The 23,342-nt window shown below is 72.3% G+C and carries 20 protein-coding genes and 1 tRNA gene; 9 read left to right on the top strand and 12 right to left on the bottom strand.

Annotated elements, in window-relative coordinates; translation table 11 throughout:
- Nucleotides 1-201: 201 nt before the first annotated feature.
- Both IE178_RS26645 and IE178_RS26640 read right to left on the bottom strand, forming a co-directional pair.
- Nucleotides 202-774 (bottom strand): ATP-binding protein, encoded by a 573-nt coding sequence (locus IE178_RS26645; RefSeq protein ID WP_184765978.1) that lies wholly within the window; start codon nt 772-774, stop codon nt 202-204.
- 233 nt (nt 775-1,007) lie between these two features.
- Nucleotides 1,008-1,385, bottom strand: a complete 378-nt coding sequence (locus IE178_RS26640; RefSeq protein ID WP_184765979.1) for an STAS domain-containing protein — start codon at nt 1,383-1,385, stop codon at nt 1,008-1,010.
- A gap of 251 nt (nt 1,386-1,636) precedes the next feature.
- Between IE178_RS26640 and IE178_RS26635 the strand changes: the two genes are divergently transcribed.
- Nucleotides 1,637-2,551: an RNA polymerase sigma factor SigF gene (locus IE178_RS26635; protein WP_193514079.1), complete on the top strand. Its 915-nt coding sequence runs from the start codon at nt 1,637-1,639 to the stop codon at nt 2,549-2,551.
- Between the two features lie 347 nt (nt 2,552-2,898).
- On the opposite strand, the gene hutI is transcribed toward IE178_RS26635, so the two are convergent.
- From hutI to hutU, 4 genes are read right to left on the bottom strand one after another with little or no spacing between them, the layout of a single operon-like run.
- Nucleotides 2,899-4,071, bottom strand: coding sequence for an imidazolonepropionase (gene hutI, locus IE178_RS26630; RefSeq protein WP_193514057.1), 1,173 nt, complete (start codon nt 4,069-4,071; stop codon nt 2,899-2,901).
- Between the two features lie 20 nt (nt 4,072-4,091).
- Nucleotides 4,092-5,435: a formimidoylglutamate deiminase gene (locus IE178_RS26625; RefSeq protein ID WP_193514056.1), complete on the bottom strand. Its 1,344-nt coding sequence runs from the start codon at nt 5,433-5,435 to the stop codon at nt 4,092-4,094.
- Entirely contained in the window at nt 5,432-6,649 is a 1,218-nt protein-coding gene (locus tag IE178_RS26620; protein WP_184765982.1) for an allantoate amidohydrolase, read from the bottom strand. Before IE178_RS26620 ends, IE178_RS26625 begins: the two co-directional genes overlap by 4 nt.
- Nucleotides 6,646-8,361 (bottom strand): urocanate hydratase, encoded by a 1,716-nt coding sequence (hutU, locus tag IE178_RS26615; protein ID WP_184765983.1) that lies wholly within the window; start codon nt 8,359-8,361, stop codon nt 6,646-6,648. Before hutU ends, IE178_RS26620 begins: the two co-directional genes overlap by 4 nt.
- A gap of 150 nt (nt 8,362-8,511) precedes the next feature.
- Between hutU and IE178_RS26610 the strand changes: the two genes are divergently transcribed.
- Nucleotides 8,512-9,933 (top strand): type III PLP-dependent enzyme domain-containing protein, encoded by a 1,422-nt coding sequence (locus IE178_RS26610; RefSeq protein ID WP_193514055.1) that lies wholly within the window; start codon nt 8,512-8,514, stop codon nt 9,931-9,933.
- 192 nt (nt 9,934-10,125) lie between these two features.
- On the opposite strand, the gene IE178_RS26605 is transcribed toward IE178_RS26610, so the two are convergent.
- The gene (locus tag IE178_RS26605; RefSeq protein ID WP_184765985.1) at nt 10,126-10,710 is read right to left on the bottom strand and encodes a hypothetical protein; all 585 of its coding nucleotides are present in this window, start codon (nt 10,708-10,710) and stop codon (nt 10,126-10,128) included.
- Nucleotides 10,711-10,846: 136 nt separating this feature from the next.
- Nucleotides 10,847-11,689, bottom strand: a complete 843-nt coding sequence (locus tag IE178_RS26600) for a MurR/RpiR family transcriptional regulator (protein WP_184765986.1) — start codon at nt 11,687-11,689, stop codon at nt 10,847-10,849.
- Between the two features lie 313 nt (nt 11,690-12,002).
- Here IE178_RS26600 and IE178_RS26595 point away from each other — a divergent pair, with 313 nt between their 5' ends.
- The gene (locus tag IE178_RS26595; RefSeq protein WP_193514054.1) at nt 12,003-13,697 is read left to right on the top strand and encodes an LCP family glycopolymer transferase; all 1,695 of its coding nucleotides are present in this window, start codon (nt 12,003-12,005) and stop codon (nt 13,695-13,697) included.
- 176 nt (nt 13,698-13,873) lie between these two features.
- Nucleotides 13,874-14,296: a hypothetical protein gene (locus IE178_RS26590; protein ID WP_184766047.1), complete on the top strand. Its 423-nt coding sequence runs from the start codon at nt 13,874-13,876 to the stop codon at nt 14,294-14,296.
- A 473-nt stretch (nt 14,297-14,769) separates the two neighbouring features.
- On the opposite strand, the gene IE178_RS26585 is transcribed toward IE178_RS26590, so the two are convergent.
- Nucleotides 14,770-16,158, bottom strand: coding sequence for a cystathionine beta-synthase (locus IE178_RS26585; protein WP_184765988.1), 1,389 nt, complete (start codon nt 16,156-16,158; stop codon nt 14,770-14,772).
- Nucleotides 16,159-16,322: 164 nt separating this feature from the next.
- Here IE178_RS26585 and IE178_RS26580 point away from each other — a divergent pair, with 164 nt between their 5' ends.
- From IE178_RS26580 to IE178_RS26570, 3 genes are all read left to right on the top strand, one after another.
- Nucleotides 16,323-17,345 (top strand): SGNH/GDSL hydrolase family protein, encoded by a 1,023-nt coding sequence (locus IE178_RS26580; protein WP_184765989.1) that lies wholly within the window; start codon nt 16,323-16,325, stop codon nt 17,343-17,345.
- Between the two features lie 286 nt (nt 17,346-17,631).
- A complete protein-coding gene (locus tag IE178_RS26575) occupies nt 17,632-18,852 on the top strand; it encodes an acetyl-CoA C-acetyltransferase (protein WP_184765990.1) in 1,221 nt (406 codons plus the stop codon).
- Nucleotides 18,853-19,125: 273 nt separating this feature from the next.
- On the top strand, nt 19,126-19,902 hold the full coding sequence (locus IE178_RS26570) for a hypothetical protein (protein WP_184765991.1): 777 nt from the start codon (nt 19,126-19,128) through the stop codon (nt 19,900-19,902).
- Nucleotides 19,903-19,982: 80 nt separating this feature from the next.
- On the opposite strand, the gene IE178_RS26565 is transcribed toward IE178_RS26570, so the two are convergent.
- Nucleotides 19,983-20,294, bottom strand: a complete 312-nt coding sequence (locus tag IE178_RS26565; RefSeq protein WP_184765992.1) for a hypothetical protein — start codon at nt 20,292-20,294, stop codon at nt 19,983-19,985.
- Between the two features lie 102 nt (nt 20,295-20,396).
- Between IE178_RS26565 and IE178_RS26560 the strand changes: the two genes are divergently transcribed.
- Nucleotides 20,397-20,627, top strand: coding sequence for a DUF4287 domain-containing protein (locus IE178_RS26560; protein WP_184765993.1), 231 nt, complete (start codon nt 20,397-20,399; stop codon nt 20,625-20,627).
- 79 nt (nt 20,628-20,706) lie between these two features.
- Here IE178_RS26560 and IE178_RS26555 read toward each other — a convergent pair whose 3' ends face one another.
- The gene (locus IE178_RS26555) at nt 20,707-21,600 is read right to left on the bottom strand and encodes a Bax inhibitor-1/YccA family protein (RefSeq protein ID WP_193514053.1); all 894 of its coding nucleotides are present in this window, start codon (nt 21,598-21,600) and stop codon (nt 20,707-20,709) included.
- Nucleotides 21,601-22,065: 465 nt separating this feature from the next.
- Nucleotides 22,066-22,152, bottom strand: a tRNA-Leu gene (locus tag IE178_RS26550).
- A gap of 390 nt (nt 22,153-22,542) precedes the next feature.
- On the opposite strand from IE178_RS26550, the gene IE178_RS26545 reads away from it, so the two are divergent.
- Nucleotides 22,543-23,313, top strand: coding sequence for an ABC transporter ATP-binding protein (locus tag IE178_RS26545; RefSeq protein WP_184765995.1), 771 nt, complete (start codon nt 22,543-22,545; stop codon nt 23,311-23,313).
- The last annotated feature ends 29 nt before the right edge of the window (nt 23,314-23,342 follow it).

Here is a 23,342-nt window from a genome sequence, read left to right as displayed (position 1 = left end):
GCCGACGGTACGGAAGGCCCCGGTCGGAACGGCCGACGGTACGGAAAGCGGCGGTCGGAACGGCCGGCGGTACGGAAGGCCCCGGTCGGAACGGCCGACGGTACGGAAAGCGGCGGTCGGAACGGCCGGCGGTACGGAAGGCCGCGGTCGGAACGGCCGCGAGCGCCCTGGAACGGAACAAGGGGGGTGCTCCAGGGCGGGTTACGCGGGGGCTCCGAGTTCCGCCCAGACCGTTTTGCCCGCGACGTCCGGGGCCCGTACGACGCCCCAGTCGAGGCAGAGTCGCTGCACGATGAACATGCCGTGGCCGCCGGGCCGGCCCGCTCGGTGCGGGGTGCGCGGGGCCGGCTGGCCCGTGCCCCGGTCGGTGACCTCGAGCCGGATCACCTTGTTGTCACAGGTGAGGGCGAGATGGTCCGGCCCTTCGGCGTGCAGGCAGGCGTTGGTGACCAGTTCGGAGACGACGAGCAGGACGTCCTCGGCGGCGGCCCGCTGGTCCGCGGTGGCGGCGGGCAGCCAGCCCCACGCGTACAGCGCCTGGCGGGTGAAGTCGCGGGCGAGCGGGACGACGCCGCTCTGGCCGTCGAAGCTCAGCCGGCGGACCTGGCCACCGCCCGAGGCCCCCGAGGGCCCGGACGTCCCCGACGGTGCGGTCGACGCGGCCACGTCGCCGTCGGGCGCACTCCCCGCCGACGCGCCGCCCCCGGGCGCCCCGGAAGCGCCGCCGGCCTCCGGACCGCGGTCGCCCGGCGAGTAGGGCCGGGTGGTGCTCATCAGCGCTTCACCTCACCGTGTCACCAGTTCACGATTCAAAAAATTCCGTCCTCGGTCCGTCACGCGCGCACGGCACGTCCGGTTCTCGGCACTCTCGCGACCGCCCCAGCCGGAACGCTCAGGATGTCTCCTGCCCGAGCGGACCGGGCGGACACCCCCGTATTCGCGCGAAAAGGCGCGACGGAAGGGCCCCTCCGGCGGCGGGAGGGCCCCGCCGGGCCTGCCCGCGCGGGTCACGCCGAATCGTCGGCCAGCGCCGCCTCGAGAGAGGCGTGGACGGTGAACACCGCGTCCGCTCCCGTGATCTCGAACACGCGCGCGACCACGGGCTGCATCCCCGCGAGATGGACTCCACCTCCGGCGGCCTCGGCCTTCAGCCGGGCACCGAGCAGCACGTTCAGCCCGGTGGAGTCACAGAACTCCAGCCGGGAGCAGTCGATGACGAGCCGCTTGAATCCCTTGACGAGGCATTCCTCCAGTGGCTCCCGCAACAGATCGGCGGTGTGGTGATCCAACTCACCCGCCGGGGTCACGACGGCACTGGGGCCCTCTTCTCGCACCTCGACCAGAAGCCGGCCCGACTGTGCGCTGCCGACCGTCCCGCGGTCCATGCCGTCTCTCTCTCCCGACGTCGTGGCTGCTTACTGACGCCCTCGAACATTACGCCTTCCGGCAGCACTCCGACACCCGAACAATCACGCGCAAACGGACATTTGCAAACAGAACGCACTTGCGGTGGGCTCGGGAAAGCGGGTAGGGCTAGTAAGAACACGTACCCGACACGGCCGGCTTTGGAGGCGCCGCACACCGCAGTGCACGTATCGGCTTCGGCAGCCATATGCCGAGAACGATGGAGGACACCATGTCACCCCGGCTCGACGCATCGCCTACCCCGAAAGCGACGTCGACACCCCCTCCGGAACATCTGGATCCCATCGAGCAGGACGACATGAGTGTCGTTCCGGACGACCTACTCGCCGGTCTTCCGGAGATCCCCCCGTACGCCGAGGTGGGCCCGGTCGACGCACGGGCTCTGTCCAAGACCCTCTTCGAGCGCCTGGAGTCGCTGGAGGAAGGCACCCGCGAGTACTCGTACGTACGCAACACGCTCGTCGAACTGAACCTCGCCCTGGTCAAGTTCGCCGCCTCCCGCTTCCGCTCGCGCAGCGAGCCGATGGAGGACATCATCCAGGTCGGCACCATCGGCCTGATCAAGGCGATCGACCGCTTCGAACTGTCGCGCGGTGTGGAGTTCCCCACCTTCGCGATGCCCACCATCATCGGCGAGATCAAGCGCTTCTTCCGTGACACCTCGTGGTCCGTGCGCGTACCGCGCCGGCTGCAGGAGCTCCGGCTCGACCTGGCCAAGGCCGGGGACGAGCTGGCCCAGCAGCTGGACCGGGCGCCCACCGTGGCCGAACTGGCCGAGCGTCTGGGCATCAGCAACGACGAGGTCGTCGAGGGCATGGCGGCGTCGAACGCCTACACCGCCTCCTCGCTGGACGCCCAGCCGGAGGAGGACGACGCCGAGGGCGCGCTGGCGGACCGGATCGGTTACGAGGACCACGGGCTCGAAGGCATCGAGTACGTCGAGTCGTTGAAGCCGCTGATCGCCGAACTGGCGCCGCGCGACCGGAAGATCCTCTCCCTGCGCTTCGTCGCGGGCATGACCCAGTCGGAGATCGGCGAGGAACTGGGGATCTCCCAGATGCACGTCTCCCGCCTGCTGTCGCGGACGCTGGTGAAGCTGCGCAGGGGGTTGACCGTCGAGGAGTGACGTGACGTCGCCCCGCGTGGCGACGGGACGCCGCCCGCCCGTAGCGACGGGACCGCGCCCCGCGCCCTGTCGGCGCCGGATGCCCGCCCCGGGCACCGGGTGCCCGCCGGGCGCGGGGCGCGACCCGTTCGCCGGGCCGCAACCGGCGCGGGCGCTGAGGGCATGCGGACGCCCTGGCCGGAACGGGCGCGTGTGACCGACCACACGGAGGCCGAACCCGGACCGGCGCAGGGGCTGACCCCGCGGACACCGAACCCGGACCCGCACGAGGACTCACCCCGCGAACACCGAACCCGAACCGGCACGAAGACTCACCCCGCGAACACCGAACCCGAACCGGCACGAGGTCAGACCACACGGACGCCGCTCCGCCAGACGCCGCTGACCAGTGGGACCCCGGGGCGGTAGGCGAGGTGGACGTGGCTCGGGGCGTCGAGCAGGGTCAGGTCGGCCCGGGCGCCCGGGGTCAGCCGGCCGATGTCGGTGCGGCGCAGGGCCGCCGCGCCGCCCGCCGTGGCCGACCAGACCGCCTCGTCGGGCGTCATGCCCATGTCCCGCACGGCGAGGGCGACGCAGAACGGCACCGAGGACGTGAACGACGACCCCGGGTTGCAGTCCGTGGACAGCGCGACGGTGACGCCCGCGTCGAGCAGCCGGCGGGCGTCCGGCCACTCGGCGCGGGTGGAGAACTCGGCGCCGGGCAGCAGGGTCGCCACGGTCGAGCCCTGGGCGAGGGCGTCGACGTCCGCGTCGGTGAGGTGGGTGCAGTGGTCGGCGCTGGCCGCGTCGAGCTCCACGGCGAGCTGGACGCCGGGGCCGTAGGAGAGCTGGTTGGCGTGGACGCGCGGGTGCAGTCCCTTCGCCTTCCCCGCGGTGAGGATCGCGCGGGCCTGGTCGCCGTCGAAGGCGCCCTTCTCGCAGAAGACGTCGATCCAACGGGCGTGCGGCGCGCAGGCGTCGAGCATCTCGCCGGTGACCAGGGCCACGTATCCGGCCGGGTCCTCGGCGTACTCGGGGGCGACGATGTGGGCGCCGAGGTAGGTGACCTCGTCGGTGTGGGCGGCGGCGACGCGCAGGGCGCGGGCCTCGTCCTGGACGGTCAGGCCGTAGCCCGACTTGGTCTCGAAGGTCGTGGTGCCCTGGCGGAGCGCCTCGGCGAGGAAACGGGTGAGGTTCGCCTCCAGTTCCCCGTCGGTGGCGGCCCGGGTGGCGGCGACGGTCGTACGGATGCCGCCGGCGCTGTAGGGGCGGCCCGACATACGGGCGTTGAACTCCTCGGTGCGGTCACCGGCGAAGACCAGGTGGGAGTGGGAGTCGACGAAGCCCGGCAGGACCGCCCGGCCCCCGGCGTCGACCCGGTTGTCAGTGGCGGGTGCTTTGCTTGATTCACCGGTCCACACGATGCGGTCGCCGTCGATGACGACGGCCGCGTCCCGGACCTTGCCGAGGGGGGAAGTGTCACCGAGGGAGGGGTCGTTGGTGACCAGCGTGGCGATGTTGGTGATGGCGGTGCTGCTCATGGCGTCCTCGTGGGTGGTCGTCAGGCGCGCAGGGCTTCGACTGCCTGCGCGAGAGCTCGGGGCACATCGGGTACCAGCGTGTGCGCCCCGTCGCGTACGACGTGCCGGCCCCCCACGACGGTGTGCCGTACGTCCGCTGCCGTCGCGGCGAATACGGCCGTCTCGGCGCCGAGCCGGGGCAGCGGCCCCGCGGTCCTGACCGAGTCGAGCCCGATCGTGGTGAGATCGGCGAGGGCCCCGGGTTCGATGGTGCCCGCGTCGTCCCAGCCGAGGGCGGCGTGTCCGTCGACGGTGGCGGCCCGCAGCAGGGCGGCGGCCGTCCAGTGGCCCCGGGTGCGGGTGCGCAGGCGCTCGTTCAGCTCCATCGCGCGTGCCTCTTCGAGCAGGTCGATCACGGCGTGGCTGTCGGAGCCGAGGGAGAGCGGGGAGCCCTCGTTCTGCAGGGCCGCGGCGGGCCCGATGCCGTCCGCGAGGTCCCGTTCCGTCGTCGGGCACATGCAGGTGCCGGTGCCGCTGCCGCCGATGAGGGCGATGTCCTCGGCGGTGAGGTGGGTGTTGTGGACGCCGGTGGTGCGGGGTCCGAGGACGCCGTGCAGGGCCAGGAGCTGCGTCGGGGTGCAGCCGTGCGCCTCCCGGCAGGCGTCGTTCTCGGCGGTCTGCTCGGACAGGTGCACATGGAGCGGGGACCGCCGCTGTTCGGCCCACCGCGCCACGGTCGACAACTGCTCCGCCGGTACGGCCCGGACGGAGTGGATCGCCGCCCCGATCCGTGCGTGATCCCGTTCCTTGAGAAGTGAACAGCGTGCGGCCCACGCGTCCGCGTCGCCGTCGCAGAAGCGGAGCTGGTGGGTGGTGGGCGGCTGTCCGAAGCCGGAGGAGAGGTAGGCGGTGTCGAGGAGGGTGATGCGGATACCGGCCTCGGCGGCGGCCGCGACGAGCGCCTCGCCCATGGCGTTGGGGTCGGCGTAGGGGGTGCCGCCGGGGGCGTGGTGGACGTAGTGGAACTCGCCGACGGTGGTGATGCCGGCCAGCGCCATCTCGGCGTACACGGCGCGGGCCAGGGCGTGGTAGGTCTCCGGTGTGAGCCGGTCGGCCGTGGCGTACATGACCTCGCGCCAGGTCCAGAAGGTGCCGGAGCCCACCTGGACGGTGGAGCGCAGGGCGCGGTGGAAGGCGTGGCTGTGGGTGTTCGCCAGCCCGGGGAGCGTCAGTCCGCGCAGGATCTCGGCGCCGGGCGGCGGGGTGGGGGTGTCCGGGTGGACGGCGGTGATGCGGCCGTCCCTGACCTCGACGGCGACGCCCGGCCCGACGTGGGTGCCGAGCCAGGCGTGCTCCAGCCAGTACGTCCGCTGGGTGGCAGTCACGTGCAGGCCAGTCCTTCCAGTGCGTCGGCGAGTGCGGTCACCCCGGCCACGCAGTCGTCCTCGGCCGCGCACTCGGCCGGGGAGTGCGAGACGCCGGTGGGGTTGCGTACGAACAGCATGGCGGTGGGCACGCGTCCGGAGAGGATTCCGGCGTCGTGTCCGGCGCCGGTGCCGAGGACGGGCACCTTGAGGTCGGTGCCGGTGTCCAGGATGCGGGCGAGTTCGTCGCGCAGCGCGTGGTCGAACTCGACGACGGGGGTGAAGGACTCGCGTTCGACGTCGAGGTCGACGCCGTGGGTGGCGGCGTACTCCCGGGCGGCCTTCTTCACCTCTGCGACCACGACGTCCAGGCTCTCCTGGTCGGCGGCGCGGGAGTCGAGCCAGCCGCGCACCAGGGAGGGGATGGCGTTGACCCCGTTCGGCTCGACGGCGATCTTGCCGAAGGTGGCGACGGCTCCGGCGAGTTCGGCCTCGCGGCGGGCGGCGAGGACGGTCTGCGCGTACGGGAGCATCGGGTCGCGCCGGTCGGCGAGGCGGGTGGTGCCGGCGTGGTTGGCCTCGCCCCGGAAGTCGAAGCGCCACCGTCCGTGCGGCCAGATGGCGCCGGCGAGGCCGATCCGGTCACCGGACAGGTCGAGGGCGCGGCCCTGTTCGACGTGGAGTTCGACGAAGGCGCCGATGCGGTCGAGCCGGTGCGGGTCGGCGCCGATGGCGTCGGGGTCGTACCCGGCGGCCTCCATGGCCTGCGGGAGGGTGATGCCCTCGGCGTCGGTCAGGCGGTGGGCCTGCTCGACGGTGAGCGCCCCGGCGGTGAGCCGGGAGCCGACGCAGGCGAGCCCGAAGCGGGCGCCCTCCTCGTCGCCGAAGTTGACGATGCCGAGCGGTTTGGTGAACCGGGCGCCCCTGCCTCGTAGTTCGTCGAGGGCGGCGAAGGCGGACACGACGCCGAGGGGCCCGTCGAAGGCTCCGCCGTCGGGCACGGAGTCCAGGTGGGAGCCGGTGACGACCGCGTCGCCCCGCGCGGGGTCGCCGAGCCAGGCCCACTGGTTGCCGTTGCGGTCGGTCTCGTAGGTCAGGCCGCGGCCGCGGGCCTGCTGCTCGAACCAGGCCCGGCAGTCGCCGTCGGCCTCCGTCCAGGCGAACCTGCGGTAGCCGCCGGAGGCGGAACTGCGGCCGATCGGCAGCAGCTCCGCCCACATCCCGTGGAAGGTCACGCGTCGTCACCCTCGCGCATCGGCACCCGCACGTCCCGCTCCCGAGCCACCGACTCGGCGATGTCGTATCCGGCGTCCACGTGCCGGATGACACCCATGCCCGGGTCGTTGGTGAGCACCCGGCGGATCTTCTCGCCCGCGAGCTTCGTGCCGTCGGCGACCGTGACCTGCCCGGCGTGGATCGAGCGGCCCATGCCCACGCCGCCGCCGTGGTGGATGGACACCCACGAGGCGCCGGAGGCCACGTTGACCATGGCGTTCAGCAGGGGCCAGTCGGCGATGGCGTCGGAGCCGTCGAGCATGGCCTCGGTCTCCCGGTACGGGGAGGCGACGGAGCCGCAGTCGAGGTGGTCGCGGCCGATGACGACCGGGGCGGCCAGCTCACCGCTCGCGACCATGTCGTTGAACCGCTCGCCGGCCTTGTCGCGCTCGCCGTAGCCGAGCCAGCAGATTCGGGCGGGCAGGCCCTGGAAGTGGACCCGCTCCCCCGCCAACCTGATCCAGCGGGCCAGCGACTCGTTCTCCGGGAAGAGGTCGAGGATCGCCTTGTCGGTCCTGGCGATGTCGGCGGGGTCGCCGGACAGGGCGGCCCAGCGGAAGGGGCCCTTGCCCTCGCAGAACAGCGGGCGGATGTAGGCGGGGACGAAGCCGGGGAAGGCGAACGCGCGGTCGTATCCGGCCAGCTGCGCCTCGCCGCGGATGGAGTTGCCGTAGTCGAAGACCTCGGCGCCGGCGTCCTGGAAGCCGACCATGGCCTCGACGTGCCGGGCCATGGACTCGCGGGCGCGGGTGGTGAAGCCGGCCGGGTCCTTGGCGGCGGCGTCGGCCATGTCGTCGAAGGCGATGCCGACGGGGAGGTACGCCAACGGGTCGTGGGCGGAGGTCTGGTCGGTGACGATGTCGATGGGGGCGCCCATGGCGAGGAGCCGCGGGACCAGGTCGGCGGCGTTGCCGAGGACGCCGATCGAGAGGGGCTCGCGCCGGTCCCGGGCCTCGGTGGCGAGCTGGAGGGCGTGGTCGAGGGAGTCGGCCTTCACGTCGAGGTAGCGGTGCTCGATGCGGCGGTCGATGGCGCGGGGGTCGCAGTCGACGCAGATCGCCACGCCGTCGTTCATCGTCACGGCGAGCGGCTGGGCGCCGCCCATGCCGCCGAGGCCCGCGGTGAGGGTGATGGTGCCGGCGAGGGTGCCGCCGAACTTCTTCGCGGCGACGGCGGCGAAGGTCTCGTAGGTGCCCTGGAGGATGCCCTGGGTGCCGATGTAGATCCAGGAGCCGGCGGTCATCTGCCCGTACATGGTCAGGCCGAGGGCCTCCAGCCGGCGGAACTCCTCCCAGGTGGCCCAGTCGCCGACGAGGTTGGAGTTGGCGATGAGGACGCGCGGGGCCCACTCGTGGGTCTGCATGACGCCGACGGGACGGCCGGACTGGACGAGCATCGTCTCGTCCTGTTTGAGGGTCTTCAGCGTGCGGACCATGGCGTCGAAGGAGCGCCAGTCACGGGCCGCCTTGCCGGTGCCGCCGTAGACGACGAGCTTGTCGGGGTGCTCGGCGACCTCCGGGTCGAGGTTGTTCTGCAGCATCCGCAGGGCGGCCTCCTGCTGCCATCCCAGGGCGCTCGGCCGGGTGCCGCGCGGTGCCCGGACAGGACCGGGGGGCGGCCCGTCGGGCCTCGTCCGAGGGGGGCGGGAGACGGGCGGGCGGGGTCCGGACATGGTCTGCCTCCTGGCGGCTGGCTCCGGGCTGGCTCCGCGGGCCCGGCGGCCCACGTCACTGCAGATATTCACATCGTCAGGCCCTGAATAGAACTAGTCAAGAGGTCGGCGTGTCGGCCCTCGGGCGACGGGGGGTGTTTGGCTGGACACATGGACGCGGACACGGAGAACACCGGCGGGACGGGGGAAGCCGTGGCAGACGACGGCCGGACGGACGAGAGGGACCCGCGGGCTGCCGGACGGGCGGCCCGGCGGGACGAGGCGGTGCGGGCCGCCGTGCGGCAGGGGCTCCTCGACGCCGGCACCCCCCTGGTGGCCCTGCTCGACGTCACCGGCATCCGGGAGTCGGCGGCCGAGCTGCGGGCGGCGTTCGACGCGGTGACGGCGCCCGGCACGCCCGTGCTGCACGCCTTCGCGGTGAAGGCGAGCCCGCTGGTGCCGGTGCTGCGGCTGCTGCGCGAGGAGGGCATCGGCGCGGAGGTGGCGAGCCCGGGTGAGCTGGCGCTGGCGCGGGCGGCGGGGGTGGAGCCGGCGCGGACGGTCCTCGACTCGCCCGCCAAGACACCCGCCGAGCTGCGGGAGGCGCTGGCGGCGGGCATCGCCGTCAACGCGGACAACGCCCAGGAGTTGGCCCGCATCGACGCCCTGACGGCCGGCTCCGACGTCCGCTCCCCCGTCGGCATCCGGGTGAACCCTCAGGTCGGCGGCGGTTCCATCGAGGCGCTGTCCACGGCCACGGCGACGTCGAAGTTCGGTGTGGCGCTCCGTGACGAGGGGGCGCGGGAGTGGGTGGTACGGGCGTATCTGGACCGGCCGTGGCTGACCCGGCTGCACGCGCACACCGGCTCCCAGGGCATCGCCCTGTCGCTGATGGCGCGCGGGGTGGCGGAGACGTACGCGCTGGCGGAGGAGATCAACCGGCGCGCGGGACGGCAGCAGGTCGACACCGTCGACATCGGCGGCGGGCTGCCGGTGAACTTCGCCTCCGAGGCGAGCAGTCCGACGTACACGCGGTACGCGCGGCTGCTGAGCGAGGCGGTGCCGGGGCTGTTCGACGGGCGGTACGGGCTGGTCACCGAGTTCGGGCGGTCGCTGCTGGCCAAGCACGGCACGGTGGTCGCGCGCGTGGAGTACGCCAAGAGCGCGGGCGGGCGTCCGGTCGCGGTGACGCACGCGGGCGTGCAGGTGGCGACGCGCACGGTGTACGCGCCGGGGTCGTGGCCGCTCAGGATCGCCGCGTACGACGCGAAGGGGCGGCCCAAGAAGGGCTCGGCGGTCGTGCAGGACGTGGCGGGCCCGGCCTGCTTCGCGGGCGACCTGCTGGCGCAGGGGCAGGAGCTGCCGCTGCTGGAGCAGGGGGACTACGCGGCGGCGCTGGACACCGGCGCGTACTACTTCGCCCACCACTACGCGTACAACTCGCTGCCCCGCCCCGCCATCCACGGTTTCGCGCCGGACGGGGCGGGAGGGGTCGCCTTCGCGGTCGTCCGCCGCGCCCAGACGATCGAGGAGATCGTGACCGAGTCGGGCGGCGAACACGCCGACGCCCTGACGGCGGGCCTCACGTCCTGAGGGTTCCGGGTTCCGGACCGGCGCCGGCCCGGTTCCCCGAGCGCGGACACGGGGGGCGCGGACGCCCCGTCGAGGGCGTCCGCGTCACCGCCCGGCGCCCGCACCGGCCGTAGGACACCCGAGGGCGCCAAGGGCGGGTGCCCTGCCCTTTCGAGGCACGGGGCGAGGCACGGATCCGGTGCCTCGCGGCGGTCAGACCAGTGAGGGGGTCCGGCGCCGGGCGCCGCCCGGGGCGGCGTCGCCCGCCGCGATACCGGTGGTGCGGTAGGCCTTGACCGCCTTGCCGGCGGGGCGGCCCGCGCCGCCGCTGAGCCAGTCGACGCGCACCCACAGCAGGACCTCGTCGGCCTGCTCCAGGCGGCCGATCCAGGCCGCCTTCAGCCACAGGCCCACCCCGCACCCGGCGAGCAGCAGTCCACCGGCGGCGGGCACCGCGAACGCCGCGCCCACGGCGGCGAGGAAGGCGAGCAGCAGCCACCAGCGGTGCCCGCGGCGCCAGTTGCGCGCGGTCACCGCGCGGTCCTGGAGCACGTCGTGCCTGCCCGCCCGCGCCGCCGTGCGGGCCAGCGCCCGGTACGGCCCCCGCCGCCCGTACGCCACGACGGCCGCCGCCACGACACACAGCGCGGCGCCCGCCAGGACACCGATCCGGCGCCCGGTCAGTCCCGGCACCAGCACTCCGGTGCCCGCCGCGAAAACTCCCAGCCACCACAGTGGCGCGGCCCCGGCCCGCACGACGACGGCCACCCGGGCCAGCCCCTGTCCTCCGCGCGTCACGTCCAGCCTCCCGTGTCTCACGTCAGTGCTGCGTCCGATGTCTCAGGACGTTCCCTGAGGTTGTGTCTTAGGGGACGGACCGTAGCGGCGCAAGGTGAGACGAGTCTGAGAACGAACGCGGGGCGGCCCGGGGCGGTCACTCCACGAACAGCCCGCGCGCCGCCGCCTTCGCGTCGAACTCCTCCAGCCGCGCCTGCGCGTCGGGCAGGTCGTCGCACATCGCCTCCAGCAGCACCCGGCCCAGCAGCATCGGCGCGCACGCCGTGTCGAAGGCGAGCCCGGTGCCGACGGCGGCGGGCAGCAGCAGGTCGGACACCTTGGCGACCGGCGCGAACGGGGAGTCGGCGACGGTGACGACGGTCAGGCCCGTCTCCTTGGCATGGGTGAGGGCGTCGACGACCTCGCGGGGATGCCGGGGCAGCGCGAAGCACAGCAGGGCACTCGCCCCGGCCCGGGCGGCGGCGTCGATGCGGTCGTGGAGCATCGTGCCGCCCTCGTTGAGCAGCCGTACGTCCGGATGGACCTTGGCGGCGAAGTAGGCGAAGCCGTGTGCCTGGGCCGCCGCGGCCCGCAGTCCCAGTACCGGCAGCGGCCGGCTCCCGGCCAGCACCCGGCCCGCCTGCCGCACGGGCCGGGGGTCGGCCAGCACCTCCGCCAGATGCCGCAGGTTCTCGATCTCGGCCTCGACGGCCTGCTGGTACTCGTTGAAGGCACCGGTCTCCGGCGCGGGCTCGGCGGGCGCGACCTCGCGCAGATGCCGGCGCAGGGCGGGGTAGCCGTCGAAGCCGAGGGCGACGGCGAACCGGGTCACCGAGGGCTGGCTGACCCCGGCCAGTTCGGCCAGCTCCACGCTGGACAGGAACGGCACGTCGGCGGCGCGCCGCACCATGCTGTGCGCGATGCGCCGCTGGGTCGGCGTCAGCCGGTGTCCCTCGAAGAGCGCTTGGAGGCGCGCGGCAGGGCTCTCGGTGCCGCTCATGACGTGGCTCCCCCTCGGACTATTCACCCATCGCAACTCCTGCATGCCGTTATACAGGCCACCGCGGGGTCGCGCCGTACGCGCGTCGCGATGGGGGAGATCACACGCTCTGCCCGGCTCCGGACCGCTTCCGGGCCCTGCGGACCGGTCCCGGACCGCTCCGAAACCGCCTTCGAACCGCTGCCGAACCTCGACGATTTCGCTACGACGTCACCACATGCCCGATGGGCCGGATAGCGTAACGCGTCGAACAATCAAGCGTTTTGAGACGCAGGCGGCCCATGTGGCACCCGACGGAGGACTGGAAACTAGCGTGGATGCGCGGAGTCGTGGACAGGCGGACGGGACCGATCCTGCCGACCAGTGGGTACTCAACCCGGAGACCGGCGAGTACGAGCTGCGGCCGAGCAGTTCCCCTGAGCAGCCGAGGACACCGCGCCCCCGCGGCGCCCCCCGCCCCGGTTCCGCCTCCCCCGGCCGCGTCCCCGGCCAGCGCGGCCACCGCGCCGCATCCGCCCCGGACGACGCGCCCGGCTCCGGCCGCCGCAAGCGCGAGGAGCGGAAGAAGGGCGGCAGGAAGAAGGCGCTGATGTGGACGGGCGGCGCCCTCTCCCTGGTACTCGTCGGCGGCTCGGCGTTCGCGTACTACTGGTACGAGCGCCTCTACGGCAACATCAGCACCGTCGACATCGGTGACGTGGGCAGTGACACCGTCCTGGCGGACGGGCCGGTCAACATCCTGATCATCGGCAACGACGTCCGCACCGGCAAGGGCAACGAGGACTACGGCAACCGGGACAACGTCACCGGTCACGCCGACACCACCCTCCTCTTCCACGTCTCCGAGGACCGCAGCAACGCGACCGTGCTGAGCATCCCCCGGGACCTCAAGATCGAGATACCGGACTGCGAGACCAAGCAGTCCGACGGTTCGACCGAGGTCGTTCCCGGTTCGACGGGCACCACCCGGTTCAACGAGTCCTACGGTGTGGACGGCCGTGACCCGGGCTGCACCATGCGTACCGTCGAGAACATCACGGACCTCGAGGTCGATCACTTCATGATGTTCGACTTCAACGCGGTCAAGACGCTGTCCACCGCGGTCGGCGGCGTCAAGGTGTGCCTGGAGAAGCCCATCAAGGACCTGGACGGCGGGTCCGGACTCGACCTGCCGGCCGGGGAGAGCACGGTCCAGGGCGAGGACGCGCTGTCGTTCCTCCGCAACCGGCACGGGCTGAAGAACGAGAGCGACCTGGACCGGATCGAGATGCAGCAGCAGTTCGTCGCGTCCATGATCCGCCAGCTGAAGGAGGACACGCTGGACAGCCCGTCGAAGATGCTCGACGTCGCCGACGCGGCCACCAAGTCCCTCACCGTGGACAAGGGGATCGGCAGCCCCAGCAAGCTGCTCACCCTCGCCAGGGAACTCGCCAAGATCGACCTGAAGAACATCACCCTGATGACGGTGCCGGTGAAGGACAACCCGGACGAGCCCACGCCCGTCACCGTCGTCCTGGACCCGGTCGAGGCCCCCAAGGTCTTCGGCATGCTGCAGAACGACGTCTCCTTCACCGCGGTGGAGAAGGAGAAGAAGGACGCCAAGGACAAGCAGGCCGCACTCCTCAAGGGCCCCCGGGCCGAGGCGTCCGACGTACGGGTCGACGTCTTCAACGGCGGCGGTCCGCAGGGTTCCGCGCAGGAGACCCTGGCCTGGCTGCAGACCGGCGAGGGCGTGCTCAAGTCCACGAACCGGGGCAACGCCCCGGCCGTCGTCGACAAGACGCGGCTGGAGTACGCGCCGAACCAGGCCGACCAGGCCCGCAAGCTCGCCGACCTGATGGGCCTGCCCGCCTCGGCGCTGAAGCCCGGCACGACGGACGCCGCCGGGACGGAGCCGATGACCCTCACTCTCGGGCGGGACTTCAAGAAGGCCGGCGTCCCCGTCGCCCCACCGAAGAAGGTGGACGTCAAGCAGTCCCGCGCCGACGACAAGGCGTGCGGGAAGTAGCCCGCAGACCACAGCCCGACCACCGCCCCGACCGCCGCCGGTGTCACCGCCGGGACCGCCGAAATCGCCGCGACCTCCGCGACCTCCGCCCGGGCCCGGCGCACCCGAGGCGGAGAGGGGGGTTATCCCCAGTGCCACCGGCGTACCGGCTGCCTACCGTGGACGGCATGAGCCGAATGGACGCGCGGGACACCGAGCTGAAGAAGGAACTCGACGCCTCCCTGCAGGCCCGCAGGGAACTGGGGGAGGAGTACGAGTCCGCGCTGGTCGACTCGTTCCTGGAGAAGGTCGACCAGCGGATCGACGGCGCCGTGGAGCGCCGGGTGCGCCGGCAGCTCGCCGAGCAGCAGATGACGGTGGCCCGGGACTCGCGGTCGCCGAAGGTGACGGACACGTGGGGCGAGCGCTTCGGCTTCGGGATCGTCTCGCTGGTCCTGGCGGTGCCGCTGTCCGCCATCGGCGGCGGCGTGGCCGATCTGCCCGGCCTGCTGGCAGCCTGGGCCGGCATCGTCGGCGTGAACGTCGTCCAGGCCGTCCGCACCAACCCGGGCCTGTTCGGCCGCCGTCGGCCGACCCGGGACAGCGACTGGGAGGACTGAGGCCGTAGCGCGAGGCGATCCAGGGCGACGACTGCCGCAGCCGTCAGCCGTCGAACCGCGACGGCGAGCGACCCGGTCCGCGAGAGCGGCGCCGGTTCAGGCGCGCGGGGGAGTTGCGCGGGGGGAGTTGCGCGGGGGGAGTTGCGCGGGGACCGCCGCACCCCCGTGACCGGGGGGCGGGACGACGGCGGTCCCCGCGAGGGACGCGGGCCGGTCGGAACCGGCTGCGCGTCCGAGGCGTCCATGGAGGTCCGGGAGCCGCTCCGGAGGTCCTTTGACGCCGTTTGGCCGCCGGCCGGGGCGGGGAGCCGCTCCCGCCCTGCCGACACCCACCAATGTGCCGGATCCGTGTTAAGCGCGTGCTGCGCGGACGTGACACGCTCGTACCACTTCCGCGAAGTCCACGAAGATCACGAACACCGCGGGACCCGGCCGTTCAGCCCCGCTTCACCTCCGGTTTCCCGGACGCCCCGTCACTTCCCGTTGCCCGCGAGGAAGGAGAGCAGGTCCTGACGGCTGACCACACCGGTCGGCTTGCCCTCGACGAGGACGATCGCCGCGTCCGCCTTGCCGAGGACGGCCATCAGGTCGGCCACGGGCTCGCCGGAGCCGACCTGCGGCAGCGGCGCGGACATGTGCTTCTCCAGCGGGTCGTCGAGCGAGGCGCTCTTGCTGAACAGCGCGTCCAGCAACTCCCGCTCCACCACGGAGCCGACGACCTCGGCGGCCATCACGTCCGGGTGACCGGCGCCCGGCTTGACCACCGGCATCTGCGAGACGCCGTACTCGCGCAGCACGTCGATGGCCTGGCCGACCGTCTCGTCGGGGTGCATGTGGACGAGGGACGGCATGGAGCCGCCCGCCTTGTCCTGCAGGACGTCGCCGACGCGGGCACTGGGGCCGGCGTCCTCCAGGAAGCCGTAGTCGGCCATCCACTCGTCGTTGAAGATCTTGCTGAGGTAGCCGCGCCCGCTGTCCGGCAGCAGCACCACCACGACGTCGTCCTCGCCGAGCCGCTCGGCCACCCGCAGCGCCGCCACGACCGCCATGCCGCAGGAGCCGCCGACCAGCAGGCCCTCCTCCTTGGCGAGGCGGCGGGTCATCTGGAAGGAGTCCTTGTCGGAGACGGCGACGATCTCGTCCGCGACGGTCCGGTCGTAGGCGGTCGGCCAGAAGTCCTCGCCGACGCCCTCCACCAGGTACGGCCGCCCGGAGCCGCCGGAGTACACGGACCCCTCGGGGTCGGCGCCGACGACCTGCACGCGGCCGTCGCTGATCTCCTTCAGATAGCGCCCGGTCCCGGAGATGGTGCCGCCGGTGCCGACGCCGGCCACGAAGTGGGTGATCTTCCCCTCGGTCTGCTCCCACAGCTCGGGGCCCGTGGAGTGGTAGTGGGAGAGCGGGTTGTGGGGGTTGGAGTACTGGTCCGGCTTCCAGGCCCCCGGCGTCTCACGCACCAGCCGGTCGGAGACGTTGTAGTAGGAGTCGGGGTGCTCGGGCGCCACGGCCGTCGGGCAGACGACGACCTCGGCGCCGTAGGCCCGCAGCACGTTGATCTTGTCCATGGACACCTTGTCCGGGCACACGAAGATGCACTTGTAGCCCTTTTGCTGGGCCACGATGGCGAGACCGACCCCGGTGTTGCCGCTGGTCGGCTCGACGATGGTGCCGCCCGGCTTCAGCTCCCCGCTCTGCTCCGCCGCCTCGATCATGCGCAGGGCGATGCGGTCCTTCACGGAACCGCCCGGATTGAAGTACTCCACCTTGGCCAGGACGGTCGCCCTGATGCCCTTGGTCACGCTGTTGAGCCGCACCAGCGGGGTGTTGCCGACGAGGCTGATCATCGAGTCGTGGAATTGCACCGTTGTCTCCGGATGCTTGCAAAAGATGTGGTCCTAGTGGTCTGGCCAGCCTAGGCCCTTTCGGGCCGGGACCCCTCGGGGTCGTTCACTCGCTGTTGGGATTGGAGCACGGTCCGTACGGGGCAAGCACTGGGTGTGAAGGCTCGAGGAGGTGGCGGCTAGGCATGACGAGCATGTCGAGGGCGAGGGTGGCCCGGCGGATCGCGGCCGGCGCGGCATACGGCGGCGGGGGCATCGGCCTGGCCGGCGCGGCCACCGTGGGTCTGCTGCTGGCCGAGGCCCGGCTGGCGCGGCGCCGCGTGGGCAACGGCACGGCGGCTCACGTACCCAACGCGGACGGTCTGTACGGCGCGGCCTACACGGTGCCCGGGGAACCGGCGCTGCGGCTGACCATGCTGGGCGACTCCACCGCCGCCGGCCAGGGCGTGCACCGGGCGGGGCAGACCCCGGGCGCGCTGCTGGCGTCGGGCGTCGCGGCGGTCGCGGAACGTCCGGTGGGGCTGAGCACGGTCGCGGCGCCAGGGGCCCGCTCGGACGATCTGGACCGTCAGGTGACGCTGGCGCTGGCGGACCCCTCCCGGGTGCCCGACATCTGCGTGATCATGGTCGGCGCCAACGACGTCACCCACCGCACGCCACCCACCCGCTCCGTGCGCCAGCTGGCCACGGCGGTGCGCCGGCTGCGGACGGCCGGTGCGGAGGTGGTCGTCGGCACCTGCCCCGATCTCGGCACGATCGAGCCGGTGCGGCAGCCCCTGCGCTGGCTGGCCCGCCGCGCCTCCCGCCAGCTGGCGGCGGCCCAGACGATCGGCGTGGTCGAGCAGGGCGGGCGCACGGTGTCGCTGGGCGACCTGCTGGGCCCCGAGTTCGCCGCGAACCCGCGGGAGCTGTTCGGCCCCGACAGCTACCACCCCTCCGTGGAGGGGTACGCGACGGCCGCGATGGCGGTCCTGCCGACGGTGTGCGCGGCCCTGGGGCTGTGGCCGGCGGAGGAGGAGCGGCCGGACGCGGCTCGCCGCGAGGGCTTCCTGCCGGTGGCGCGGGCCGCGGCGGAGGCGGCGGAGGAGGCGGGCACGGAGGTCACGGCGGCGATGCCGGCGGGGCCTCGGGGGCCGTGGGCTCTCCTGAAGCGCAGGAGGCGCAGGCGGGTTCCGGAGGCGGAGCCTGTGGCGCCGCCGGCCGCGTAGGCGGCCGATGCCGCCGTCGGGCGGGGGCGGGTCGCGCGGTCCGGCGCCGGCGGGGTGCCGTCGCGCCGGCCCGCGCCGCCCCGCGGCGCGACTGCCCTCGACCACATCACCCAAGCAAGCGCTTGGACAGTTGCGGTCCATGTCACACCGCGCCAGGCGTGACCCGGCTCATACGTCCGGGTAACTTCCCAAGCAGTCCCGCACCAACCACCCGGTATGCCCTCCCGCCGCCCGACCACACCCCTCGACGAGGCGCTGTGCGCCGCCCCTTCCCCCAGGAGCCGTGATGCCCGAAGCCGTGATCGTCTCAGCCGCCCGCTCCCCCATCGGCCGCGCCTTCAAGGGCTCCCTGAAGGACCTCCGCCCGGACGACCTGACCGCCACGATCATCCAGGCCGCCCTCGCCAAGGTCCCCGAGCTGGACCCCGAGGACATCGACGACCTGATGCTCGGCTGCGGCCTGCCCGGTGGCGAGCAGGGCAACAACCTCGGCCGTATCGTCGCCGTGCAGATGGGCATGGACCACCTCCCCGGCTGCACCGTCACCCGTTACTGCTCCTCCTCGCTGCAGACCTCCCGCATGGCCCTGCACGCCATCAAGGCCGGCGAGGGCGACGTCTTCATCTCGGCCGGTGTCGAGACGGTCTCCCGCTTCACCAAGGGCAACTCCGACAGCCTCCCGGACACGCGCAACCCGCTGTTCGCCGAGGCCGAGGCCCGCACCGCCGCCGTCGCCGAGTCGGAGGGCTCCACCTGGCACGACCCGCGCGAGGACGGCCTGCTGCCCGACCCGTACATCGCGATGGGCCAGACCGCCGAGAACCTGGCCCGTGCCAAGGGCATCACCCGGCAGGACATGGACGAGTTCGGCGTCCGCTCGCAGAACCTCGCCGAGGAGGCCATCAAGAACGGCTTCTGGGAGCGCGAGATCACCCCGGTGACGCTCCCCGACGGCACGGTGATCAGCAAGGACGACGGTCCTCGCCCCGGCGTCACCATGGAGGGCGTCGCGGGCCTGAAGCCGGTGTTCCGCTCCGACGGGCTGGTCACCGCCGGCAACTGCTGCCCGCTCAACGACGGCGCCGCCGCGCTCGTGATCATGAGTGACACCAAGGCCCGCGAGCTCGGCCTCACCCCGCTCGCCCGGATCGTCTCCACCGGCGTCTCCGGTCTCTCCCCGGAGATCATGGGCCTCGGCCCGGTCGAGGCGTCGAAGCAGGCGCTGCGCCGCGCCGGTCTCACCATCGACGACATCGACCTGGTCGAGATCAACGAGGCGTTCGCCGCCCAGGTGATCCCCTCCTACCGCGACCTCGGCATCCCGCTGGAGAAGCTGAACGTCAACGGCGGCGCCATCGCCGTCGGCCACCCCTTCGGCATGACCGGCGCGCGCATCACCACCACGCTCATCAACTCCCTCCGGTTCCACGACAAGCAGTTCGGTCTGGAGACGATGTGCGTCGGCGGCGGCCAGGGCATGGCGATGGTCATCGAGCGCCTCAGCTGAGCACCACGCCGTAGCCGTGCCGGCACCGTCCGTGAGGCACTGGCCCGGAACCCCGGAATCCCCGGGGCTCCGGGCCGTTTTGTGATCCAATCTCCCTCAGGATGTGACCTATCCCTCGTGCCGCAGGGATCACCGCAGGTCAACGTCACACCTCTACCACCCCCGACACCAAAGCCCTGTCCGTTTCGTGATGTTACGCACTGACAGATGGTTAGTCCGCCCTTCAAGCTGATGTAGGAAGTCGGGGGTCGACTTTGAACCGGGAGTACGTCAGTGAGCGCCATGCCGATCGCCCTGCTGATCACCACGGCCGCCACCGGCGCCGTGGGCGTCGCTGTCCTGCGCAGCATCATGGTGCTGCGCCGACAGGTCGCGGCCCTGCACACCGAGCTGGCCGGGAGCTGCGCCGCCACGCGCGCGCACGTGCCCTCCGCCCGCGCGGCCGACACCGACGAGATACGCGCCGCCGTGGCGGACGCGCTCGCCGAGGAGCGGGAGCGCGAGCTCGCCGAGGCGCGGGCCTTCTGGGCCGCCCAGGAGTCGCGTGACGCCTCCGACGCGCCGTCCCTGCTGGGCCTGGCCGACAGCGAGCTGTTCCTGCCCCGGCAGACCGACTTCGTGGGTCTGGAGCCGGTGACCGAGCCGGGCGCCGACGCCGACGAGCACTCCGGGGACTCCCCGGAGCTGGCCGCGGCCCGCCGCCGTCACCCCTCGCACCCCGACTTCGTACCCAACTCCTCGCCGGTCGTGAACGACCACGAGCGCACCGTGGCCGCCCTCGAGGAGCTCGCCGCCTCCCGGACCGAGCTGACCGATGTCCGCCCGGGCCCGCTGGGCACCCTGGACGTCTACGTCTTCGCCGACGGTACGACGCTGTGCATGACGCCGGGCCACCGCGAGACCGCGGAGCGCCTGGCCGCCGCCCTGTGTGCGGGCGAGACCCCGTTCCTGCTGGGCGGCTCCGGCATCTCGGGGGCGTACACGCTGACCTTCTCCTGCGGCGAGGAGAACGTCTACATCCTGGCGGACCGCGTCATCGCGTCCCTCTAGCCACCGCCCGGCCGACCGTCCCCGGGGAGGTGCGGGGGTGCTAGGGGCGTCGCGAGGCAGGCGGGAATGTCAGACAGGCCCTAGACCCCGGCGCGCTCTCGCGCCTCCTCCACCAGCCGTACCGCTTCCTCCACCTCGTCGTCGTTCTTCAGTACGAGGGCCAGGTCGTGCCCGGCGACGGTGATCTGGTCGGCGGCGGCGAACATCCCGGCGTCGGGCATCTCGCGGGGCTCGGCATCCGGCTCCTCGACCCGCTGGGCGCGCCGCGCCAGCTCCCTGGCCAGGGCGAGGGCCTCGGCCGCCCCGCCCCGTTGCAGCCGGCTCTGCGGCGCGGCCCGCAGGCGGTCGGCGAAATGATCCACTGCACGGGTGAAGGGCGTCGTATCAACCACGCGGCGAGCGTACGCGGCGCGGCAGGACTGTTGCCAACGGGCGGACGCTCAGGCACGGTGACGTGAAGGACCGGCTTACATCCCATGCGTCCGGAGGCGCCGATGTCCCAAGTCTTCTCCGCAGAGACCCATCGCAACATGCTCGCCCGCATCCCCCACTGCACCGGTCGTGAGATCTCCGACTGGCTGCGCACCGTCGAAGAAGGCCCGGCGCTCTTCCGCTTCGAGGAGAAGGTCAGCTGGCTCCGTCACGAGTACGACCTCGCCTACGGCCACGCCAAGGCGATCGTCCACGAATACGACCTGAGGAGGGCCGCGCGCAAACTGCTCTAGCGCGCGTCTGCACGACCAAGGGCCCCGGGTGAACCCGGGGCCCTTGTCGGTACGGCCGGCGTCCCGCTGGTGCGGTCCGCTAGTCGTTGCTGTTGAGGATCGAGATGATGCGCAGGAACTCCATGTAGATCCACACCAGCGTCAGCGTGAGGCCGAAGGCGGCGAACCAGGCCTCCTCGCGCGGCGCACCGTAGGCGATGCCGTCCTCGACCTGCTTGAAGTCCAGAGCGAGGAAGCAGGCGCCGAGGATGATGCCGACGACGCCGAAGATGACGCCGAGCGGGCCGCTGCGGAAGCCGAGGCCGTCACCGCCGCCGAACACCGCGAACAGCAGGTTCACGGCCATCAGCAGGATGAAGCCGAGCGCCGCCGCCAGCACGAAGCCGTAGAAGCGGCGGTTGACGCGGATCCAGCCCGCCTTGTACGCCACCAGCACACCGGCGAAGACCGCCATGGTGCCGAGCACGGCCTGCATGGCCGCACCGTCGGCGATGCGGTTGTCGACGATGCTGGAGATGACGCCGAGGAAGACACCCTCGAACGCGGCGTACGTGAGAATCAGCGCCGGCGAGGCCTTGCGCTTGAAGGACTGCACGAGCGCCAGGACCATGCCGACCAGCGCGGCGCCGATGCCGATCCCGTAGGACCGGCTGATGTTGGCGTCGTCGACCGGCAGCAGGGCCCAGGAGAGCGCGGCGGTGACGATGAGCACACCGAGGGTGCTCGCCGTGCGCATGATGACGTCGTCGATGGTCATCCGGCCGGTGACGGCCGGCGCCTGCGGCGGTGCGCCGTGCTGCAGGTCCTGCTGGGCGTACGGGTTCTGCGCGTACGGGTTGCCCGTCGGCTGCGCGTACGGGTTGGCCTGCGTGGCGACAGCGGGACCCCCGGCCTGCGGCGCGGTGTTGAAGCCCGCGTAGCCGTTGTCGCGGCTGAACCCCCGTCGCGAGAAGACCGGGTTTCTGCTCCTCATTTCACTCCTCCATGGCCACACAGCGCGGCCTTGGCTCAAGAGTAATAGGTAGGCAAAGGAATGACCCTAATGCTTGGGGAGGATCTTTCCCTCGTTGTGCTGCGCAACACGCTACGCGGCTTGGTGATTCCCTTCACCGCCGGTGAGCGAACCGTGACCGCCCCGGCACCTGCCCGGTACCTGCCCGGCACCTGCCCGGAGCCCGGCCGGGGCCGCCCGCGACCGGCCGGAGAGCGCCCTGCTCACGCCGGGGGGAACCCGGTGCAGGCCTCGGCGAGGTCGGTTCCGGCGGCGCGAGGGTGTGAGGCGCTCCCCTGGCCGTCCGGCCGGGTGCGTGGGAGAAAGGGGCGTCGCGGCGGGGACGAGATGCGGGGCGCGCACGCGGAGAGGGCCGTACTCCCGGCCGTGGTCCCGCGGGACGCGGCGGTGACAGGCCGTCGTCGTCGAGCGAGAGCGACATGCGAGTGGTGCCCGGAGCCGGACTTGAACCGGCACGCCCGCTGAGGGGCAGCGAGGTTTAAGCTCGCCGTGTCTGCATTCCACCATCCGGGCAGGCCATGGGCTCCACTTCGAGGTGCCGAGCCTATCGGGGACCCTGCCGTGAGCAGCGGCGGGATGGACCGATCTTGTCTTATTTTATTGGCGCCTGAGGGTGCATCAGCACTCCGAAGTCGCTCCCAGCACGTGCCAACAGCCTTGCGTGTGACGATCCGCCACGCATGCGGAATGACGGAATTTCACCGTCCGAACAAGGGCGCTCCACCCGTTCCCGGCGCGCCCCGCGTCAGGGTCCGCCGTCATCCCCAGGTATGACGGCGCGTTTGGCGGTCCGCCCCTGGTCGCCCCCCGGAACGGGAGCAGCGGGTGACTACACGGCGGCGAAGCGGCGGAACGATGGACGGCGTCCCCCGAGAACACGTCGTCCCGACAGGAGTCCATCCCGTGACCACCGCACCCATCGCCGACCGGACCACCGCCGTGGCCGCGCGCGCCACGGACCTTTCGAAGATCTATGGCCAGGGCGAGACCCAGGTGGTCGCCCTGGACCGGGTCTCCGTCGGTTTCCGGCAGGCCGAGTTCACCGCGATCATGGGCCCCTCCGGCTCCGGCAAGTCCACGCTGATGCACTGCGTGGCCGGCCTCGACACCTTCTCCTCGGGTTCCGTGCGCATCGGCGAGACCGAGCTGGGCTCGCTGAAGGACAAGCAGCTGACCAGGCTGCGCCGGGACAAGATCGGCTTCATCTTCCAGGCGTTCAACCTGCTCCCGACGCTGTCCGCCCTGGAGAACATCACCCTCCCGATGGACATCGCGGGCCGTAAGCCGGACCAGCAGTGGCTGGACACCGTGATCCGGATGGTCGGCCTGTCCGACCGGCTGAGCCACCGGCCCTCGCAGCTGTCCGGCGGTCAGCAGCAGCGGGTCGCCGTGGCGCGGGCGCTGGCCTCCCGGCCCGACATCATCTTCGGCGACGAGCCCACCGGAAACCTGGACTCCCGCTCCGGCGCCGAGGTGCTGGGCTTCCTGCGCAACTCCGTGCGCGAGCTGGGGCAGACCGTGGTCATGGTGACCCACGACCCGGTGGCCGCCGCCTACGCGGACCGGGTGATCTTCCTCGCGGACGGCAGGATCGTGGACGAGGTGTACGGGCCGACGGCCGACTCGGTGCTCGACCGGATGAAGCGGTTCGACGCCAAGGGCCGCACCAGCTGACCCCTCGGCGGCTCCCGCGTCCGCCCTCC

It is taken from the genome of Streptomyces griseoloalbus, from assembly GCA_014650015.1.
GTDB classification, from domain to species: domain Bacteria; phylum Actinomycetota; class Actinomycetes; order Streptomycetales; family Streptomycetaceae; genus Streptomyces; species Streptomyces griseoloalbus.
This window is presented reverse-complemented; position numbering and strand designations above follow the sequence as displayed.

Excerpts from the sequence above, each read along its gene's own strand:
- IE178_RS26645 (WP_184765978.1), bottom strand. The coding sequence starts at position 774 with ATGAGCACCACCCGGCCCTACTCGCCGGGCGACCGCGGTCCGGAGGCC.
- IE178_RS26640 (WP_184765979.1), bottom strand. The coding sequence starts at position 1,385 with ATGGACCGCGGGACGGTCGGCAGCGCACAGTCGGGCCGGCTTCTGGTC.
- IE178_RS26635 (WP_193514079.1), top strand. The coding sequence starts at position 1,637 with ATGTCACCCCGGCTCGACGCATCGCCTACCCCGAAAGCGACGTCGACA.
- hutI (WP_193514057.1), bottom strand. The coding sequence starts at position 4,071 with ATGAGCAGCACCGCCATCACCAACATCGCCACGCTGGTCACCAACGAC.
- hutU (WP_184765983.1), bottom strand. The coding sequence starts at position 8,361 with ATGTCCGGACCCCGCCCGCCCGTCTCCCGCCCCCCTCGGACGAGGCCC.
- IE178_RS26610 (WP_193514055.1), top strand. The coding sequence starts at position 8,512 with ATGGACGCGGACACGGAGAACACCGGCGGGACGGGGGAAGCCGTGGCA.
- IE178_RS26600 (WP_184765986.1), bottom strand. The coding sequence starts at position 11,689 with ATGAGCGGCACCGAGAGCCCTGCCGCGCGCCTCCAAGCGCTCTTCGAG.
- IE178_RS26590 (WP_184766047.1), top strand. The coding sequence starts at position 13,874 with ATGGACGCGCGGGACACCGAGCTGAAGAAGGAACTCGACGCCTCCCTG.
- IE178_RS26580 (WP_184765989.1), top strand. The coding sequence starts at position 16,323 with ATGACGAGCATGTCGAGGGCGAGGGTGGCCCGGCGGATCGCGGCCGGC.
- IE178_RS26575 (WP_184765990.1), top strand. The coding sequence starts at position 17,632 with ATGCCCGAAGCCGTGATCGTCTCAGCCGCCCGCTCCCCCATCGGCCGC.
- IE178_RS26560 (WP_184765993.1), top strand. The coding sequence starts at position 20,397 with ATGTCCCAAGTCTTCTCCGCAGAGACCCATCGCAACATGCTCGCCCGC.
- IE178_RS26555 (WP_193514053.1), bottom strand. The coding sequence starts at position 21,600 with ATGAGGAGCAGAAACCCGGTCTTCTCGCGACGGGGGTTCAGCCGCGAC.